The sequence below is a fragment of the Porphyromonas levii genome (assembly GCF_018206105.1).
GTDB classification, from domain to species: domain Bacteria; phylum Bacteroidota; class Bacteroidia; order Bacteroidales; family Porphyromonadaceae; genus Porphyromonas_A; species Porphyromonas_A levii.
Genome location: NZ_JADRGN010000020.1, coordinates 26,616 through 41,981 on the forward strand (window position 1 = coordinate 26,616; position 15,366 = coordinate 41,981).

The following is a 15,366-nucleotide window of genomic DNA, read 5'->3' on the forward strand; positions in this document are numbered from 1 at the left end:
GCATTCGTTACAGATTGTCCTTCTCAATATCCTTGAAGTAGCGGTAGGTACCCACCTTGAGCTCAGCGCACGCTGCTTCATCGGTTACGATAATACCATGGCGGTGTAGCTGAAGGGCTGAGATAGTCCACATATGATTGATACTACCCTCCACACCTTGCTTCAGTGCTTGAGCCTTCTTGGCGCCATTCACTAGTATCATCACCTCCTTAGCATCCATAATGGTTCCCACTCCTACAGTAAGAGCCGTCTTGGGGACAAGTGAGATATCGTTATTGAAGAAGCGAGAATTGACCTCTATAGTATCGGTGGTAAGCGTCTTGACACGTGTACGAGACGTAAGCGATGAACCTGGCTCGTTGAAAGCGATATGACCGTCCTCACCAATACCACCGATAAATAGGTCAATACCTCCGTAACTGGCTATCTTATCTTCATACCTCTGGCATTCTACCGCAAAGTCCTTAGCATTGCCATCGAGGAGATTGGTATTCTCTGGCTTGATATCAATATGCCCGAAGAAGTTATCCCACATAAAAGTGTGGTAGCTCTGCTCGTGGTCGCGAGGGATGCCGATGTACTCATCCATATTGAAGGTCACCACATGCTCGAAGGTCACTACGCCTTCTTTATTGAGGCGGATTAGCTCCTTGTACATACCAAGGGGTGTAGAACCTGTTGGCAATCCAAGAACAAATGGATGCTCTGCAGTTGGCTGAGCATCATTAATCCTCTTTGCCACATAGTTGGCTGCCCATGTAGCCAACTTCTCCTTATTCTCTTGAATAATCAGTCTCATACTTATGAATATTCTTCGTTATGTCTTAATTATTTAACACTGCTTGGGCAATGATACGACCCATCTCCCAAGCCTTATCCTTATCCTCGGCACTAGGTGCTTGGCTTATCTTGAGGCTCTCTGCCACCTTAGTCCAGTTCTTTTGCTTCTCACACCATGTTTCGAGAGGCTTAATGGTATTGGGGTTCCATGTACCTGAGCCAAATGTTGCATATAGCCTATCAGGAATCTGACGCTCGCTGAGCTGATGGAGCACATCCTCAACCCTTGGCCACATACCATTGTTATATGTAGGTGAACCCACTATCACAGCCTTGTACCTGAATACATCGGAGATAACTTGGCTAGCGCTGGAGTGCCCCATGTGGTGCATCACTACTCTATCCACACCATGAGCTCCGAGCGAACGACCGATAATCTCGGCCAGCTCATCGGTATTACCATACATAGAGCCGTAGATCATCACTACACCTGGCTCTGCCTCATAGGTTGCCATCTTGCGGTACAGCTCAAGAATCTCAGGGATATGCTTCTTCCATACCACGCCATGCACAGGAGCAATAACTTCGATATCAAGCTGAAGCGCCCTATCAAGCGTCTTCTGAACAAAGCTACCGTACTTGCCCACGATACAAGTATAATAACGATGTGCCTCGGGCATAAATGTAGCAAGGTCATGCTGGTAATCCCAAAAACCACCATCGATAGCGCCAAAAGCGCCAAAGGCATCGGCAGAGAAGAGTACCTTCTCTTTGGGGTCATAAGTCACCATTACCTCTGGCCAGTGTACCATAGGAGCAAAGACGAAGTGTAGCTCACGGCTACCGATATTAAGCGGTGTCTTCTCGTCTACCTCCAAGAAATCCTCTGTAGATACTCCGTAACCTTCGAGCATCCCTTTGGTCTTCTTGTTACCCACAATGACTACGTTGGGGTAGCGCATCTTGACAAGACCGATAGAACCCGAATGATCAGGCTCCATATGCTGCACAATCAGATAATCAAGCTGCTCACCATCAAGGGCACTCTCGAGCTGCCCGAAGAAGCGCTCAGACATATCCACATCCACGGTATCGAGCAATACATTCTTCTCATCCTTGATGAGGTAGTTGTTGTACGCCATACCATGTGGTAGTGGATAGAGGTGCTCAAAGAAAGCTTTAGTTCTATCATTTTGACCAAAGAAGTAGGTCGACTCATTAATCTTCAGATTATACTTCATTACGATATAGTAAACTGTTTCAAAAATTATCTCTTCTCATAGATGCTATTGCCGCCACGCTGACACTCTTTTACTGGGCGCTTGAGGCTAAATACAACAGCAGCGATACCAATTAGGATAAATGGTAAACTGAGCCACTGTCCCATATTGAGACTCATATCGGCCTCGAAGCCTACCTGATCATTCTTCACGAACTCAATCAAGAACCTAGCCACAAAGATCATAATCATAGCCACTCCAAAGATAAGGCCTTCGTGCTTGTAGGCATCTTTCTTCCAGTACAACCACATGCACACTCCGAATGTAAGGAGGTATGTCAATGCCTCATACAACTGGGTCGGATGCGAGGGTGCTGTGAAGATAGGCTCTGCACCCATCTGCCACTGTGGGATATTTTCGATAAATCGGAATGCCCAAGGCACGTCGGTGGCATGCCCATATATTTCATGATTTGCAAGATTCCCAAGCCTAATCATCGCTGCGACTAGCCCAGTAGGGACACAAAGACGATCAAAAGTCCATAGCATACTTTGTTTGCTCACCTTCTTGGAATACAGATAGACGGCAACCATTATACCTATTACACCTCCGTGGCTAGCAAGACCACCCTTCCAAGTCTGGAGGATTTCCAAAGGGTTGGCCAGGTAATACGCTGGTTCATAGAAAAGGCAATGCCCAAGGCGAGCTCCTACGACCGTTGCAACAAGAATATAGACCACAAGCCAATTGTAGGACTGCTCGCTAAGACCCTCGTGTTTCCACATCTTCCCTAAGATGCCACCCCCGAAGACAATAAGTCCGACAGCAAACAGTACGCCGTACCATCCGACTCTAATGCCTCCAAATTGAAAGATAATTGGATCTAGAGTCCAAGTAATAACTCCTATCATATCGTACTAAAATCTCTTACCTATAGAGAAGACGAAGTTACCATAGATAGATACAGGATCGGAATGCACGATATTACGACCTAATATGCAGCCCAACTCAAATGTCCAGTCTCTAGTGGTGACCCACCTATAACCAAGACCGACACCTAGACCGAAGGCTGAAACACCACCCTTCTGCCCCTCCTCCAAAGCAACACGTTCGCCATCAACATAGACACTCTTGAGCATTAAACTACTATCATAGTAATTGTATGCAAGATTGGCCTCCACAAAGAAGCCTCTAAGGGAATTGCCTCTACTCTCTTTATAGAAGTGCCAACGCGCATAGGGCGATAGTGTGAACTTACCCATCTGGCTATTAGGCACGCCTACTATATCAAAGCTATATGCCATACGTCCTCCGAAGGAAATATCGGGGTTTAGGGTGTAGTCATAGGCAATCTCGGGATGAAAAAGTAAAGCAGTGCTCAGCAAGTTGAGCTTAACCTCGTGTGGTCGACTCACCAACCGCTCATAAGCGCTATTGTCGCTACCGCTCCAAGAAATAGAAACGCTCCTAGAAGAAGAGTTCTGAGCATAGATGCTCACTACGCTAGTAGCCAAAACGACTACGCCTAATGCTATACGACGAACAAAGTTTTCCATGGGAAATTATACTATATATTTGTACACAATCATTCAGCTACAAATCTACTAAAAAACTCAATATGAGCCTGAAGTTACTATGTCATTTATACTTACAATGGCTCCACAAGATACGAGAAAGGCTGGAAAGAATCTTCCGAGATTCTTTCCAGCCTTTGTAGGAGTTACACGTAGAGATTATTACTCAGCAGACTCTGCTGGTGTCTCCTCTACTACTGGTGCATCTGCCTTAGGTGCCTCGGTAGCTTTCTTGCTACGGCGGGTACGACGGGTCTTGCTACCCTTAGCTGCCTTCTTATCTTCCTTCACACGGTTCTCGTTGAAGTCAACAAGCTCGATAAGGCACATCATAGCATCGTCACCCTGACGGCGTCCAGTCTTCAAGATGCGGCAATAACCACCAGGACGATCACCTACCTTCTCTGCGATAGTGCTGAATAGCTCTACTACAGAATCGCGATTCTGAAGCTTTTGGAATACCACGCGACGAGCATGTACACTCTCGGTATTCTTTGCCCTAGTGATGATAGGCTCTACATATACCTTTAGTGCCTTAGCCTTAGCAAGGGTGGTGAAAATACGCTTATGCTGGATAAGCGAATTTGCCATATTTGAGAGCATAGCCTGACGGTGTGAAGCCGTACGACCAAGGCTATTGAATTTCTTATTATGTCTCATTGTCTATAATTACTCGTTGTCTAGTTTGTACTTAGAAACATCCATTCCAAAGGTGAGACCGAGACGATCAAGTAGATCATCAACCTCATTTAGCGACTTCTTACCGAAGTTTCTAAACTTAAGTAGCTCGCTACGACTGCACTTCACTAGGTCTCCAATAGTCTCAACGTCGGCAGACCTGAGGCAATTGAGAGCACGAACCGACAAGTCTACCTCAGAGAGTCTATTCTTAAGTAGCTGACGAGTCATGATCATACCTTCGTCAAAAGAGTCATCCTCCTGCTCGCTCTCTAGCTCTACATCGATATTCTCATCGCTGAAAAGAACCAAGTGCTGCATCATTGTATTTGCAGCATCCTTGAGAGCTTCCTTTGGCTGAATAGAGCCATCAGTATCCACCTCGATGAGAAGCCTGTCATAGTCGGTCTTCTGACCTACACGAGTATTCTCTACCGAAATCTTTACATTAGTGATAGGAGTATAGATGGCATCGATTGCAATCTGCATAGGATCATCGAAAGTCTCAGCGATTTCTGAGGCGGGAATCCAACCACGACCCTGGTCGATTGTTAGCTGGATATTGAAGGTAGCCGACTTATCAAGACGACAAATCAGCTGCTCCTTATTGAGCACCTCAAAGTTCTTAAGCCCCTCAGAAATCTCCTTGCCGGTAAAGATATCATGCTCCTTACCACTCACCTTGATTACTGCGGTTTCTGCGACCTCACCTGGTGTCACCTGCTTGAGACGAATCTTCTTGAGGTTGAGGATGATATTAGTTACATCCTCAATCACACCAGGGACAGTTCCAAACTCGTGCTCTACGCCATCAATCTTGATACTATTGATTGCAAAACCCTCTGGACTGGATAGTAAAATACGTCGAAGAGCATTACCTATAGTCATGCCATAGCCTGGCTCGAGAGGCTTGAACTCAAACTTACCATGAGTTGGAGTATTCTCGAGCATCACCACTTTCTCTGGTTTTTGGAATGCAATTAAAGCCATATCTCTTCTGTAAAATTAATTGTAAAAAGGGGCATCATTACTTAGAGTAAAGCTCAACGATGAGCTGCTCCTTGATGGTCTCTGGGATATCAGCACGCTCTGGGATATGTAGGAATGTACCCTTCATAGAGGCAGCATCCCAAGAGAGCCATGCATACTGATTGTGAGAGAAAGTTTGTACAGCCTCGGTAACGACAACAAGCGACTTAGAGCGCTCGCGAATACCGATAGTCTGACCTTCTGAAACTGTGTAAGATGGGATATCAACTACTTGACCATCAACCACGATATGACCATGGTTAACGAGCTGACGAGCAGCATTGCGCGAACGAGCTAGACCGAGACGGTAAACAACGTTGTCAAGACGACGCTCAAGAAGCTGCAAAAGTACCTCACCACGCACACCTGGCATACGAGAAGCACGCTCGTATAGGTTGCGGAACTGACGCTCTAGAACGCCATAAGTGTACTTCGCCTTCTGTTTTTCGCGCAGCTGCAACCCATACTCAGATGTCTTGCCACGGCGTGAGTTGCCATGCTGACCAGCAGGGTAATTCTTCTTAGTCTTGGCATTGCCAAAGATAGGCTCGCCAAACTTACGATTAATTCTGGCTTTAGGACCTGTATATCTTGCCATTGTAAAATATTGAAATTTGCTTAGTAACCATGAAGCCTCACTACGCACAGCTGCGTCGGAATACCATCAGAGTGGTGCATCCATTAGTGATACTGCGTAGCAGCCTCATTCTAATATATTTCTCTTCTGTATGTACCTGAGGGAATCAAGGCTTACGACGCTTTGGAGGGCGACATCCATTATGTGGAAGTGGTGTAACGTCTACAATCTCCATGACCTCGATGCCAGCACCGTGGATCGTACGGATTGCGCTCTCACGACCATTACCTGGACCCTTTACATACACAGTCACCTTCCTTAGACCAGCGTCAAAAGCAACTTTAGCACAGTCCTGCGCTGCCATCTGAGCAGCATAAGGGGTATTCTTCTTAGAGCTACGGAAGCCCATCTTACCCGCACTAGACTGAGAAATTGCCTGACCTTGATTATTGGTAAGGGTGATAATGATGTTATTGAAGGAAGAGTGGATATGAGCTTGCCCGATAGGATCCACCTGCACCTTCCTCTTCTTAATAGCAGTTTTCTTTGCCATACTTTCTTCCTTTACTTACTTAGTAGCTTTCTTCTTATTCGCAACAGTCTTCTTACGACCCTTACGTGTACGTGCATTGTTCTTGGTACTCTGACCTCTCAAAGGAAGACCATTACGGTGACGGATACCACGGTAACAACCGATATCCATGAGGCGCTTGATATTTAGCTGTGTCTCGCTACGCAAGTCCCCTTCTACCTTATAAGTAGTAGAAATAATCTCACGGATAGCAGCAGCCTGATCGTCAGTCCAATCTTGCACCTTAATGTTTGGGTCTACACCTGCCTTGTCTAGAATAGTAGCTGCTGCACTACGACCAATACCATAGATATAGGTAAGGGCGATAGCACCACGCTTATTCTGTGGGAGATCGACACCAACAATTCTTATTGCCATATAAAACTTAGTTATTAGTTACGTGTAACTCTCTTACGTTATCTTTCTAAAACTTCGAAGAAACTCAGGGAAGCTAGCCACGAGAAGTAATACTTACTTCTGGCGCTGCTTCATCTTAGGGTTCTTCTTGTTAATGATATAGAGGCGTCCCTTGCGACGAACGATCTTGTCGTCTGCAGTGCGCTTCTTTAGTGATGATCTAACTTTCATATTCTCTCACTCTTGTACTATACCCCAGCTCTCACTAAAGGTGTGTATTACTCTTTTCTATTATCTTAATCAGCCAAAAGAGAGAAACTCTCTTCTGCACAAGGTACTATGGCACCTGCTCTGAGATGATTACTTGTAGCGATACGAGATGCGACCTTTAGAAAGATCATAGGGAGACATCTCCACCTTCACTCTATCTCCAGGGAGAATGCGGATGTAGTGCATACGCATCTTGCCAGAAATATGAGCGGTGATCTGATGCCCATTATCTAGCTCTACCTTAAACATAGCGTTGGAAAGCGCCTCCAATATCACTCCATCTTGCTCTATAGCGGGTTGTTTTGCCATAAATATACTTTCTTTACTCTCTTCAAATAATTTAATTACTGACAGACTTGTCTCTCAGAAAGGCATTCCTCCTAGGGCTTCCTCCACATAGTCGAAGGTGCTCATAAGCTTGGCCTTTCCATCAACGACTGCGATACAGTGTTCAAAGTGTGCCGATGGCTTACGGTCCTTGGTGCGTACCGTCCAACCATCATCATACATCACTACATTTTTACTGCCAAGATTAATCATAGGCTCTATACAGATACAAAGACCCTCTTCGATCTTGGCACCAGTGCCACGCCTACCATAGTTGGGCACATTAGGTGCTTCGTGCATACTCCTACCGATACCATGACCGGTAAACTCACGAACCACGCTATAACCACGCTTCTCACAGTAGGTCTGAACAGCATTGCCAATATCACCTATACGGCGACCAACTTGCACTGCCTCTATCCCCACATAGAGTGACTCATAGGTAGTACGCAGAAGACCTCTTACCTCCTCAGATACCTCCCCCACAGGGAAAGTAAAGGCACTATCGCCTACAAAGCCGTCAAGGATTGTACCGCAGTCTACACTGATGATATCACCCTCCTTAAGGATTACCTTATCGGAGGGGATACCATGCACTATATATTCGTTGATAGAAGTACATAAGCTACCAGGGAAACCACTGTAACCAAGGAAGGCAGGCTTAGCGCCATGATCAAGAATAAACTCGTGCGCTATTTTATCTAACTCCTTAGTAGATACTCCTGGCTTGATATGCTTAGCGAGCTCTCCATGAGTCATGCCGACAAGCTGATTAGCTTTTGCTAGTTTCTCAATCTCCTCAGCACTCTTTAGGTATATCTCTCTACGTCCTATCATAGCTTATGAATTGCCTTTTTAGACATCTTATCAATACAGATTGCCTGAGCGTCCTTTAATCCTACCAGTCTCCAACAGACCATCATAGTGGTGCTGTAGAAGGTGGCTTTCTACCTGCTGTAGGGTATCCAATACCACACCTACAAGGATGATCAAAGATGTACCACCGAAGAATTGACTAAATCCTGCCGACACACCGAAAAGCCTTGCGAAAGCTGGTAGAATAGCTACAACCGCTAGGAAGATAGCTCCAGGGAAAGTAATCTTACTCATCACGCTATCAAGGTACTCCTTGGTAGCCTTACCCGGCTTCACACCAGGGACAAATCCATTTGAGCGCTTAAGCTCATCGGACATCTGACCAGGATTAATGGTCACCGCTGTATAGAAGTATGTGAAGACGATGATGAGGAATGCAAAGATGAAATTATACCAGAAACTCTGACCAGTCACGAAGCCCTGCCAAAAGGTTGAGGTAGATGTCATCGATGGGAAAAGTGTTACAGGGATGAACATAATTGCCTGAGCGAAGATGATAGGCATCACGTTGGCAGCATTCACCTTAAGAGGGATATACTGACGTGCGCCACCGTACATCTTATTGCCCACAGTACGCTTAGCATACTGGACAGGCACGCGACGTGTACCCTGTACAAGCATGATAGCACCAGCAATCACCAATAGCAGTACTAATATCTCTATAATGAATAGGAAAATACCACCAGGGTTATTGAAGCGAAGTGTGAACTCCTGCACCACTGCAGATGGGAAACGAGCTAGAATACCTACAAGGATGATAAAGGAAACTCCATTACCAATACCCTTATCAGTAATACGCTCACCCAACCAAAGGGCGAACATCGAACCAGCAGCCATGAAGATGGTGCTAGAGAAGCTAAACCAAAAACCGCTTGGCATAGAAGCTCCTGCAGCAGCCAACTGATGGCTTAGGTTAATCAAATACACTGGTCCCTGCACCAAAAGGATTGCAATGGTGAGGTACCTAGTCCACTGATTGATCTTACGTCTGCCGCTCTCTCCCTCTCTCTGCATCTTTTGGATGGTAGGTACCACGATAGCCAACAGCTGCAACACAATAGATGCAGAGATATATGGCATGATACCAAGAGCCATGATAGAAGCGTTACTAAACGCACCTCCGGAGAACATATCCAGAAGCGCCATCACTCCTCCGGCAGTCTGACTCTTCAGGCTAACAAGCGCAGAAGTATCAATCCCAGGAAGAACGATGTGAGTACCCAGACGATAGATAATAATCAGCCACACCGTAGTGATAATACGCTGTTTGAGATCCTCTATCTTCCAGATATTCCGGAGTGTCTGAACTAATTTCATCGGTTACTCTCTCTACTCAGTTATTATAGAATCACCAGCTCACCACCGGCCTTCTCGATCGCCTCCTTAGCGCTCTTAGAAGCTGCGTGTACAGAAAGCTTCACCTTGCTGGTAAGCTCACCCATACCCAACACCTTTACACGAGCATCCTTGTGCACAAGACCAGCTGCTACAAGCTCAGTAACACCAATCTCAGTGATACCCTTCTGTGCTAGCTCCTCAAGCTTACCAAGGTTTACAGGAGAATATTCAACCCTATTAGGATTGCGGAAACCGAACTTAGGCAATCTCCTCTGAAGAGGCATCTGACCTCCCTCAAAACCGAACTTCTGCTTATAACCAGAGCGACTCTTTGCTCCCTTGTGACCCCTTGTAGAGGTACCGCCTAGACCACTACCTGGACCACGACCAATTCTCTTGCGAGTCTTAGTAGAACCAGCTGCTGGCTTCAAATTTGTTAGGCTCATAATGTCTTAATTCTTTTGATCTAAATTCGCAAGCGACTCGCTTATCAGGAGAGTAGAAGCTCCCACGGTCGCTCACTCGATTAATCTTCTACTACAGCAATTAGATGGCGTACCTTATGGACATTGCCGAGTACAGCCGGATTCTTAGGGAGCTCTACTACCCTATTGAGTTTCTTCAGTCCTAGTGCATCTAGCGCTGCCTTCTGATCCTTTGGGCAACGGATACGACTACGCACCTGCTTAATCTTTATAGTCTCCATATATAATATATGTACTCTTACAATTATCCCTTAAATACCTTCTCTACCGAGATACCACGTACCTTAGCTACCTCAAGAGGATCACGCATCTCTGATAGTGCCTCAATTGTAGCCTTCACAAGGTTGTGTGGGTTGCTAGAGCCCTGGCACTTTGCAAGCACGTCGGTCACACCCACGCTCTCAAGCACAGCACGCATAGCACCACCAGCTACTACTCCAGTACCCTCTGATGCTGGTCTCAAGATAACACGTGCACCACCAAACTTAGCCTCCTGCTCGTGAGGTACAGTACCTTTGTGCACAGCCACCTTTACAAGGTTCTTCTTAGCAGCCTCAGTAGCCTTCTGGATAGCAACACTTACTTCACCAGCCTTACCAAGACCGTAGCCAATGATTCCATTCTCATCACCTACCACTACCATAGCAGCAAGCGTAAAGGTACGACCTCCCTTTGTCACCTTAGTCACACGGTTGATCGCCACTAGCCTCTCCTTCAGTTCGAGGCCATTTACGGAGTTTACTCTCTTCATATTACTTACTATTTATGGTCAGTATTAGAATTTCAATCCACCCTTGCGAGCGCCCTCAGCTACTTCCTTTACACGACCGTGATAAAGATAGCCATTGCGGTCAAATACCACGCTCTCAATGCCTGCAGCGATAGCCTTCTGAGCTACACCCTCACCTACCTTATTAGCGAGCTCGCTCTTGGTGAGCTTTTCCTCAATACCCTTTGAGCTATATGCTGCGATGGTCTTGCCATTCACGTCATCAATCACCTGAGCATAGATCTGCTTATTGCTCCTGAATACAGAGAGCCTTGGGCGCTCTGCTGTACCATAAGTATGCTTGCGCACACGAGCCTTGATCTTTAGTCTTCTTTCTCTCTTAGTTATCATAGATTACTTATCCTTCCAAAAGTGTGATTACTTAGCTGCCGACTTACCTGACTTCCTACGGATGTACTCACCGACAAACTTAATACCCTTGCCCTTGTATGGCTCAGGCTTACGGAATGAACGAATCTTAGCGCACACCTGACCAAGAAGCTGCTTATCAGCAGACGAAAGGGTTACTAGTGGTGCTTTGTTACGCTCCATCTTAGTCTCTACCTTAATCTCGCTTGGTAGCTGAATAAAGATAGGGTGAGAGTAACCTACAGCAAGCTCTAGGAGCTGACCCTCATTTGAAGCCCTAAATCCAACACCGATTAGTTCAAGTGTCTTGGTATAACCCTCAGACACACCGACTACCATATTATTGAGCAGTGAACGATAGAGGCCATGAAGCGAACGCTCCTCTCTCTCATCTACACTACGCTCAAGGGTTAGCACACCATCCTCAAGGTTCAGCTTGATACGTGGATCTACCTTCTGAGTTAGCTCACCCTTTGGTCCCTTTACGGTTACTACATCATCCTTAATAGTAACAGTCACACCGCTAGGGATAGAAATTGGCATTTTACCTATTCTTGACATAACTTCTGTTCCTTTCCTATTAAGTGATTAGTAGATGTAGCAAAGCACCTCACCACCAATCTTGCGGTCAGCTGCCTCCTTATTAGTCATCACACCTTGGCTAGTAGATAGGATAGCGATACCGAGGCCGTTGAGCACACGTGGCATATCCTTGTAGCCTACATAACGACGAAGTCCCGGGCGAGAAACTCGCTCGAGATGCTTGATTGCATTCTGCTTAGATACGACATCATACTTAAGCGCAATCTTGATACTCCCCTGTGGGCCATTCTCATCAAACATGTAATTGAGGATGTACCCCTTCTCAAAAAGGATCTTAGTCATCTCCTTCTTGATGTTGCTCGCAGGTATCTCTACCACTCTGTGCTTTGCCATGATAGCATTGCGCAGGCGAGTCAAATAGTCCGAAATTGGATCTGTCATAAAAAAGTTGGTTAAATTAATCTGAAAGTCGAGCCTATACATCTTCTCTAGCCCGCACCTCAGACAATATTTACACTCATTACTTCTCACGAAGCACCCCTTGCTGTACGTTTTTCCACTTATAGGCAAATGGGCAACTCCCTAGAACTAGAGCCGCTGCTCTAGCCACAAAACATTGACTAGCTACCACCATTAGCACCCTCGAGAAGTACCACAGTGAAGCCACTCAACACTTTGATTAGGCACAAAGGTACTAAACATTCCTCAATTATCCAAATATATCAATCTTCGAAGTCGCTATATCTCAATACAAAAAGGGAGTTGAAATAGATCCGCTACAGACATAAGGATATCACCGAAATAGGGAACAGAATTAGCAGCTACTAGGAGAGGACAAGTTGCTCCTACCTAGTCTACAAAGAGTCTCTCCCGCGAGGAACTGGAGTTTATATGGGGAGGAACTGGAGTCCCTCCCCAGAGGGACTTTCTTTCCTCAGGCGAGGCACTGACAACAGGTATGCAATTCCCCAAAGACACGCCCATAGATCAAAGTAAAGGAAAATAGGAATAATGGTGCAAGGTCATACTATTACTTACTTCGAAGAATATGCAATAGTTGGTGATGTGCTTCCTAAAATCAAATGAGCCATCTTAATTGATGGCTCATCATCGAAACGGACGCTCCTATTTGCGCAGGTCTACCTCCCGCACGAAGAAGGTACGTAAACTATTCGATATAAGCGAACAATGGTATTCAGGAGTTCACAATAGTGTTGGGAGCAAAACGCGAAAAGCGACAGAAGTTCCTGCGCTCTTTTGCTCAATTCCGCAAGGCTGTAAAAGGGGTGAATGTGCAGTGGAACGAGCAGTGGCTACGCACGGAGTACAACACTGCGGTGCGCTCTGCACGCTCTGCAGCTAATTATCGTGACGCACTCCGCTCTAAGGATATGTACCCAAATATCGAGTACCTCGAAAGCATTGCGAGGGATAAGCGCAAGGAGCACCTCGAATTCGTCGGTACGATCCTACCTATCGATCACCCGTGGTGGGATACCCACCTGCCACCAGTAGAGTGGAACTGCAAGTGCAGCTGGAGACCAACCGATAAGCCCACTACCGATGTGCCTATCACCACTGAGGAGGTGCCTCCTGTGTTCCAAAACAATCCCGGCAAGACTGCAGAGTTCGTGAAGCTCAGCGAGCACCCCTACACCAAAAACCAAGGTCACGCCTCTTGCCCTGAGTGTCGCCGCCAGGGGCTAGCATCAGGTGGCACTGGTGACGAGCTATGCCAAATGCACAAGAGGGCTGAGCAATACACAGACCTCGCAAAACTTATCAAAGATCGCAAACAGAAACATGAGGAGCTGATTAAGAATTCTGATTACAAAAATGTGGAATTTAATCCAAATAATGGAGCTCTAAAAGCAACGCATATAGGTCACAACTTTGACCGCAAAAAGGGCTGGTACGAAAAGAAGGTTCAAGAGGTCGGTTATAAAGCTGGGCATGAAGTCATCTTGGAGAATGAGAAATTTGGAAATATTGGTGAGAGGTTTACAGAGGGAACTTGGAACGGCAAAAAGTTTGAAATAGCTGCTGCAGAGACAGGCACAGCTAAAAATATTAGAAAAAAACTCAAGCATTGCGCATCTAAGCGAGAGACAAAAGTAGCAGTAATATATTATCCAGATGCTTCTAAATACTCAGAGATTGATTTTGTAAGGGGGCTATTATTGTATGAAGGTCTTAAAGATGACCCAAGGCAATATCTGGAATTTGAATCTATTTATGTGATTATAGATAGTGAGCTTGTAATAATCAAATAAGCCACCTTAACTTAGGTGGCTTATTCTTGGAACGGGACGCTCCTGCTTGCGCAGGTCTACCTCCCGCACCACAAAGGTACGTAAACAATTTAATATGACCAAACAATGAATATTCAAGACTTTGCAAAAGTGATAGAAGCCAAGAAGCAAAAGCTGCAGGAGTTTATGCGCTCTAGTCAACTCAAGGATGATGTCGGGCGAGAAGCCATTGATCTACAGTGCTGCACGAGTAATCCCCTAAAGTACCTGTTTGGTAGTGCTGGAAGTTCATCTTGAACCTCGATTCTCCTCTGATTGTTTTGACGCCAATTGATTCAACCGCTGTGCATTAACCAAGGAGTGCGTCTCGCTCCTTGGTTAATGCACAGCACGCCGTATCTCTTAGATATTAGCTGTAGATCAATATGTTTAGTTATCATTGCTAAACACTATGGTCCACAAATCATAGCATCTTATTGAGATAATATTTTCATATTACATATTGAGTCGACTTATCGATTCGATTGCAGTACTCTTCCTTTGGCGGACATTCTTTTGATTAAATCGATAACGGATCTGAATGGATACACTACGTGTGTCTCTGTAAGTCTTATCATACAATCTAATCCCCTCTATTTTGGTCGATCCTATATCCCAAGCTGTTTTCAAGAGATCCGTTCCAAGAATAGAAATATCCATTTTCCCTCCAAAAAATTGTTTTCGTAATTCAAGATCCAATTGATGTTTCTGTCCAGCTTCAAAAATTCCAGATGTCAGCGGACTTTGATATGAATAATTTAACTCTATATCACACCACCTAGGTACAGTAAACGTTTGAGTTAGTCGAGTATAGAATAACGGTTTTTGCTTAATATTCAAATCGTATTTTCGACCATCAAGTTGCTCCAATTGGACCATTCCCAATAAGTTCAAGGAGTACCAGCCCCAACTCTTAGCAATATTTCCCATTAGTTGGATTCTATGATGATGATCAAAATTAGTTTTGGATATGATATAACCTGGTGTTGAATCATCCTTTTTCTGAATGTAATTATCAATATGATCCCGCGAGTATTGATAGTTTACACCAAGATAAAGGATCCTGTAAATAAACTCATACCCTATTCGGTAATTCTTCTCAGGCAATAAGTTCGGATTCGAATTTGACGACACAAATTGGTTAGAATAATAACTATTATTGCTTAAGTCTTCCAAACTTGGTCTGCGTGTCCCGGAAGTAATGCTGAAATTATGCATCGACATTCCCATTTTTCCAGCTATCTTCCCAACAAAGAAAATATCATTGTAGCTACGGTTAATATTATTCTGTGGCGCATTTGGATCTAATAAT

Annotated in this window: 22 protein-coding genes; 2 read left to right on the forward strand and 20 right to left on the reverse strand. The window is 45.1% G+C overall.

Annotated features, from left to right (window positions below; genetic code table 11):
* Nucleotides 1–7: 7 nt before the first annotated feature.
* The 19 genes from nagB to rpsH all read right to left on the reverse strand — a co-directional run bounded on the left by nagB (nucleotide 8) and on the right by rpsH (nucleotide 12,204).
* The gene (nagB, locus tag IX315_RS05585; RefSeq protein ID WP_018357488.1) at nucleotides 8–799 is read right to left on the reverse strand and encodes a glucosamine-6-phosphate deaminase; all 792 of its coding nucleotides are present in this window, start codon (nucleotides 797–799) and stop codon (nucleotides 8–10) included.
* A gap of 25 nt (nucleotides 800–824) precedes the next feature.
* Nucleotides 825–2,021 carry an FprA family A-type flavoprotein gene (locus IX315_RS05590; protein ID WP_211837261.1) on the reverse strand — a complete coding sequence of 399 codons (1,197 nt, stop codon included), beginning with the start codon at nucleotides 2,019–2,021 and terminating at the stop codon, nucleotides 825–827.
* Between the two features lie 26 nt (nucleotides 2,022–2,047).
* Nucleotides 2,048–2,911 carry a prolipoprotein diacylglyceryl transferase gene (gene lgt, locus IX315_RS05595; protein ID WP_211837262.1) on the reverse strand — a complete coding sequence of 288 codons (864 nt, stop codon included), beginning with the start codon at nucleotides 2,909–2,911 and terminating at the stop codon, nucleotides 2,048–2,050.
* 6 nt (nucleotides 2,912–2,917) lie between these two features.
* Nucleotides 2,918–3,556: a DUF3575 domain-containing protein gene (locus IX315_RS05600; protein WP_211638805.1), complete on the reverse strand. Its 639-nt coding sequence runs from the start codon at nucleotides 3,554–3,556 to the stop codon at nucleotides 2,918–2,920.
* Nucleotides 3,557–3,736: 180 nt separating this feature from the next.
* Complete coding sequence (gene rplQ / locus IX315_RS05605) at nucleotides 3,737–4,234, reverse strand: 50S ribosomal protein L17 (protein WP_134849730.1); 498 nt, start codon at nucleotides 4,232–4,234, stop codon at nucleotides 3,737–3,739.
* 9 nt (nucleotides 4,235–4,243) lie between these two features.
* Nucleotides 4,244–5,242 carry a DNA-directed RNA polymerase subunit alpha gene (locus IX315_RS05610; RefSeq protein WP_018357771.1) on the reverse strand — a complete coding sequence of 333 codons (999 nt, stop codon included), beginning with the start codon at nucleotides 5,240–5,242 and terminating at the stop codon, nucleotides 4,244–4,246.
* Between the two features lie 37 nt (nucleotides 5,243–5,279).
* Nucleotides 5,280–5,879, reverse strand: coding sequence for a 30S ribosomal protein S4 (gene rpsD / locus IX315_RS05615; protein ID WP_018357770.1), 600 nt, complete (start codon nucleotides 5,877–5,879; stop codon nucleotides 5,280–5,282).
* Nucleotides 5,880–6,024: 145 nt separating this feature from the next.
* On the reverse strand, nucleotides 6,025–6,411 hold the full coding sequence (gene rpsK, locus IX315_RS05620) for a 30S ribosomal protein S11 (protein ID WP_211638804.1): 387 nt from the start codon (nucleotides 6,409–6,411) through the stop codon (nucleotides 6,025–6,027).
* 15 nt (nucleotides 6,412–6,426) lie between these two features.
* Complete coding sequence (gene rpsM, locus IX315_RS05625; protein WP_018357768.1) at nucleotides 6,427–6,807, reverse strand: 30S ribosomal protein S13; 381 nt, start codon at nucleotides 6,805–6,807, stop codon at nucleotides 6,427–6,429.
* Between the two features lie 93 nt (nucleotides 6,808–6,900).
* Nucleotides 6,901–7,017 carry a 50S ribosomal protein L36 gene (gene rpmJ / locus IX315_RS05630; RefSeq protein WP_018357767.1) on the reverse strand — a complete coding sequence of 39 codons (117 nt, stop codon included), beginning with the start codon at nucleotides 7,015–7,017 and terminating at the stop codon, nucleotides 6,901–6,903.
* Between the two features lie 129 nt (nucleotides 7,018–7,146).
* Nucleotides 7,147–7,365 carry a translation initiation factor IF-1 gene (gene infA, locus IX315_RS05635; RefSeq protein WP_018028987.1) on the reverse strand — a complete coding sequence of 73 codons (219 nt, stop codon included), beginning with the start codon at nucleotides 7,363–7,365 and terminating at the stop codon, nucleotides 7,147–7,149.
* Between the two features lie 54 nt (nucleotides 7,366–7,419).
* Nucleotides 7,420–8,220, reverse strand: a complete 801-nt coding sequence (gene map, locus IX315_RS05640) for a type I methionyl aminopeptidase (RefSeq protein WP_134849731.1) — start codon at nucleotides 8,218–8,220, stop codon at nucleotides 7,420–7,422.
* Nucleotides 8,221–8,250: 30 nt separating this feature from the next.
* A complete protein-coding gene (gene secY, locus IX315_RS05645) occupies nucleotides 8,251–9,576 on the reverse strand; it encodes a preprotein translocase subunit SecY (protein WP_018357765.1) in 1,326 nt (441 codons plus the stop codon).
* Between the two features lie 23 nt (nucleotides 9,577–9,599).
* Nucleotides 9,600–10,043 carry a 50S ribosomal protein L15 gene (gene rplO, locus IX315_RS05650; RefSeq protein ID WP_018357764.1) on the reverse strand — a complete coding sequence of 148 codons (444 nt, stop codon included), beginning with the start codon at nucleotides 10,041–10,043 and terminating at the stop codon, nucleotides 9,600–9,602.
* A gap of 80 nt (nucleotides 10,044–10,123) precedes the next feature.
* Entirely contained in the window at nucleotides 10,124–10,303 is a 180-nt protein-coding gene (gene rpmD, locus IX315_RS05655) for a 50S ribosomal protein L30 (protein ID WP_018357763.1), read from the reverse strand.
* A gap of 23 nt (nucleotides 10,304–10,326) precedes the next feature.
* Nucleotides 10,327–10,833 carry a 30S ribosomal protein S5 gene (gene rpsE / locus IX315_RS05660; RefSeq protein WP_018357762.1) on the reverse strand — a complete coding sequence of 169 codons (507 nt, stop codon included), beginning with the start codon at nucleotides 10,831–10,833 and terminating at the stop codon, nucleotides 10,327–10,329.
* Between the two features lie 24 nt (nucleotides 10,834–10,857).
* Nucleotides 10,858–11,202: a 50S ribosomal protein L18 gene (gene rplR, locus IX315_RS05665; protein WP_018357761.1), complete on the reverse strand. Its 345-nt coding sequence runs from the start codon at nucleotides 11,200–11,202 to the stop codon at nucleotides 10,858–10,860.
* A gap of 27 nt (nucleotides 11,203–11,229) precedes the next feature.
* Nucleotides 11,230–11,781, reverse strand: a complete 552-nt coding sequence (gene rplF, locus IX315_RS05670; protein WP_026215558.1) for a 50S ribosomal protein L6 — start codon at nucleotides 11,779–11,781, stop codon at nucleotides 11,230–11,232.
* Nucleotides 11,782–11,808: 27 nt separating this feature from the next.
* A complete protein-coding gene (gene rpsH / locus IX315_RS05675) occupies nucleotides 11,809–12,204 on the reverse strand; it encodes a 30S ribosomal protein S8 (protein WP_026215557.1) in 396 nt (131 codons plus the stop codon).
* Between the two features lie 773 nt (nucleotides 12,205–12,977).
* Here rpsH and IX315_RS05680 point away from each other — a divergent pair.
* A complete protein-coding gene (locus IX315_RS05680) occupies nucleotides 12,978–14,036 on the forward strand; it encodes a phage head morphogenesis protein (protein WP_211635879.1) in 1,059 nt (352 codons plus the stop codon).
* 105 nt (nucleotides 14,037–14,141) lie between these two features.
* Nucleotides 14,142–14,312, forward strand: coding sequence for a hypothetical protein (locus IX315_RS05685; protein ID WP_211635876.1), 171 nt, complete (start codon nucleotides 14,142–14,144; stop codon nucleotides 14,310–14,312).
* A 198-nt stretch (nucleotides 14,313–14,510) separates the two neighbouring features.
* Here the strand turns inward: IX315_RS05685 and IX315_RS05690 are convergent.
* The coding region (locus IX315_RS05690; protein WP_211837263.1) for an outer membrane beta-barrel protein at nucleotides 14,511–15,366 on the reverse strand (856 nt) is incomplete at its 5' end.

Coding starts and splice junctions, on each gene's coding strand:
- IX315_RS05685 (WP_211635876.1), top strand. CDS start 14,142: ATGAATATTCAAGACTTTGCAAAAGTGATAGAAGCCAAGAAGCAAAAG.
- rpsD (WP_018357770.1), bottom strand. CDS start 5,879: ATGGCAAGATATACAGGTCCTAAAGCCAGAATTAATCGTAAGTTTGGC.
- rplF (WP_026215558.1), bottom strand. CDS start 11,781: ATGTCAAGAATAGGTAAAATGCCAATTTCTATCCCTAGCGGTGTGACT.
- IX315_RS05610 (WP_018357771.1), bottom strand. CDS start 5,242: ATGGCTTTAATTGCATTCCAAAAACCAGAGAAAGTGGTGATGCTCGAG.
- nagB (WP_018357488.1), bottom strand. CDS start 799: ATGAGACTGATTATTCAAGAGAATAAGGAGAAGTTGGCTACATGGGCA.
- rpsE (WP_018357762.1), bottom strand. CDS start 10,833: ATGAAGAGAGTAAACTCCGTAAATGGCCTCGAACTGAAGGAGAGGCTA.
- rplQ (WP_134849730.1), bottom strand. CDS start 4,234: ATGAGACATAATAAGAAATTCAATAGCCTTGGTCGTACGGCTTCACAC.
- rpmD (WP_018357763.1), bottom strand. CDS start 10,303: ATGGAGACTATAAAGATTAAGCAGGTGCGTAGTCGTATCCGTTGCCCA.
- rpsM (WP_018357768.1), bottom strand. CDS start 6,807: ATGGCAATAAGAATTGTTGGTGTCGATCTCCCACAGAATAAGCGTGGT.
- IX315_RS05600 (WP_211638805.1), bottom strand. CDS start 3,556: ATGGAAAACTTTGTTCGTCGTATAGCATTAGGCGTAGTCGTTTTGGCT.
- rplR (WP_018357761.1), bottom strand. CDS start 11,202: ATGATAACTAAGAGAGAAAGAAGACTAAAGATCAAGGCTCGTGTGCGC.
- rpsH (WP_026215557.1), bottom strand. CDS start 12,204: ATGACAGATCCAATTTCGGACTATTTGACTCGCCTGCGCAATGCTATC.
- rplO (WP_018357764.1), bottom strand. CDS start 10,043: ATGAGCCTAACAAATTTGAAGCCAGCAGCTGGTTCTACTAAGACTCGC.
- lgt (WP_211837262.1), bottom strand. CDS start 2,911: ATGATAGGAGTTATTACTTGGACTCTAGATCCAATTATCTTTCAATTT.
- rpsK (WP_211638804.1), bottom strand. CDS start 6,411: ATGGCAAAGAAAACTGCTATTAAGAAGAGGAAGGTGCAGGTGGATCCT.
- infA (WP_018028987.1), bottom strand. CDS start 7,365: ATGGCAAAACAACCCGCTATAGAGCAAGATGGAGTGATATTGGAGGCG.
- map (WP_134849731.1), bottom strand. CDS start 8,220: ATGATAGGACGTAGAGAGATATACCTAAAGAGTGCTGAGGAGATTGAG.
- secY (WP_018357765.1), bottom strand. CDS start 9,576: ATGAAATTAGTTCAGACACTCCGGAATATCTGGAAGATAGAGGATCTC.
- rpmJ (WP_018357767.1), bottom strand. CDS start 7,017: ATGAAAGTTAGATCATCACTAAAGAAGCGCACTGCAGACGACAAGATC.
- IX315_RS05590 (WP_211837261.1), bottom strand. CDS start 2,021: ATGAAGTATAATCTGAAGATTAATGAGTCGACCTACTTCTTTGGTCAA.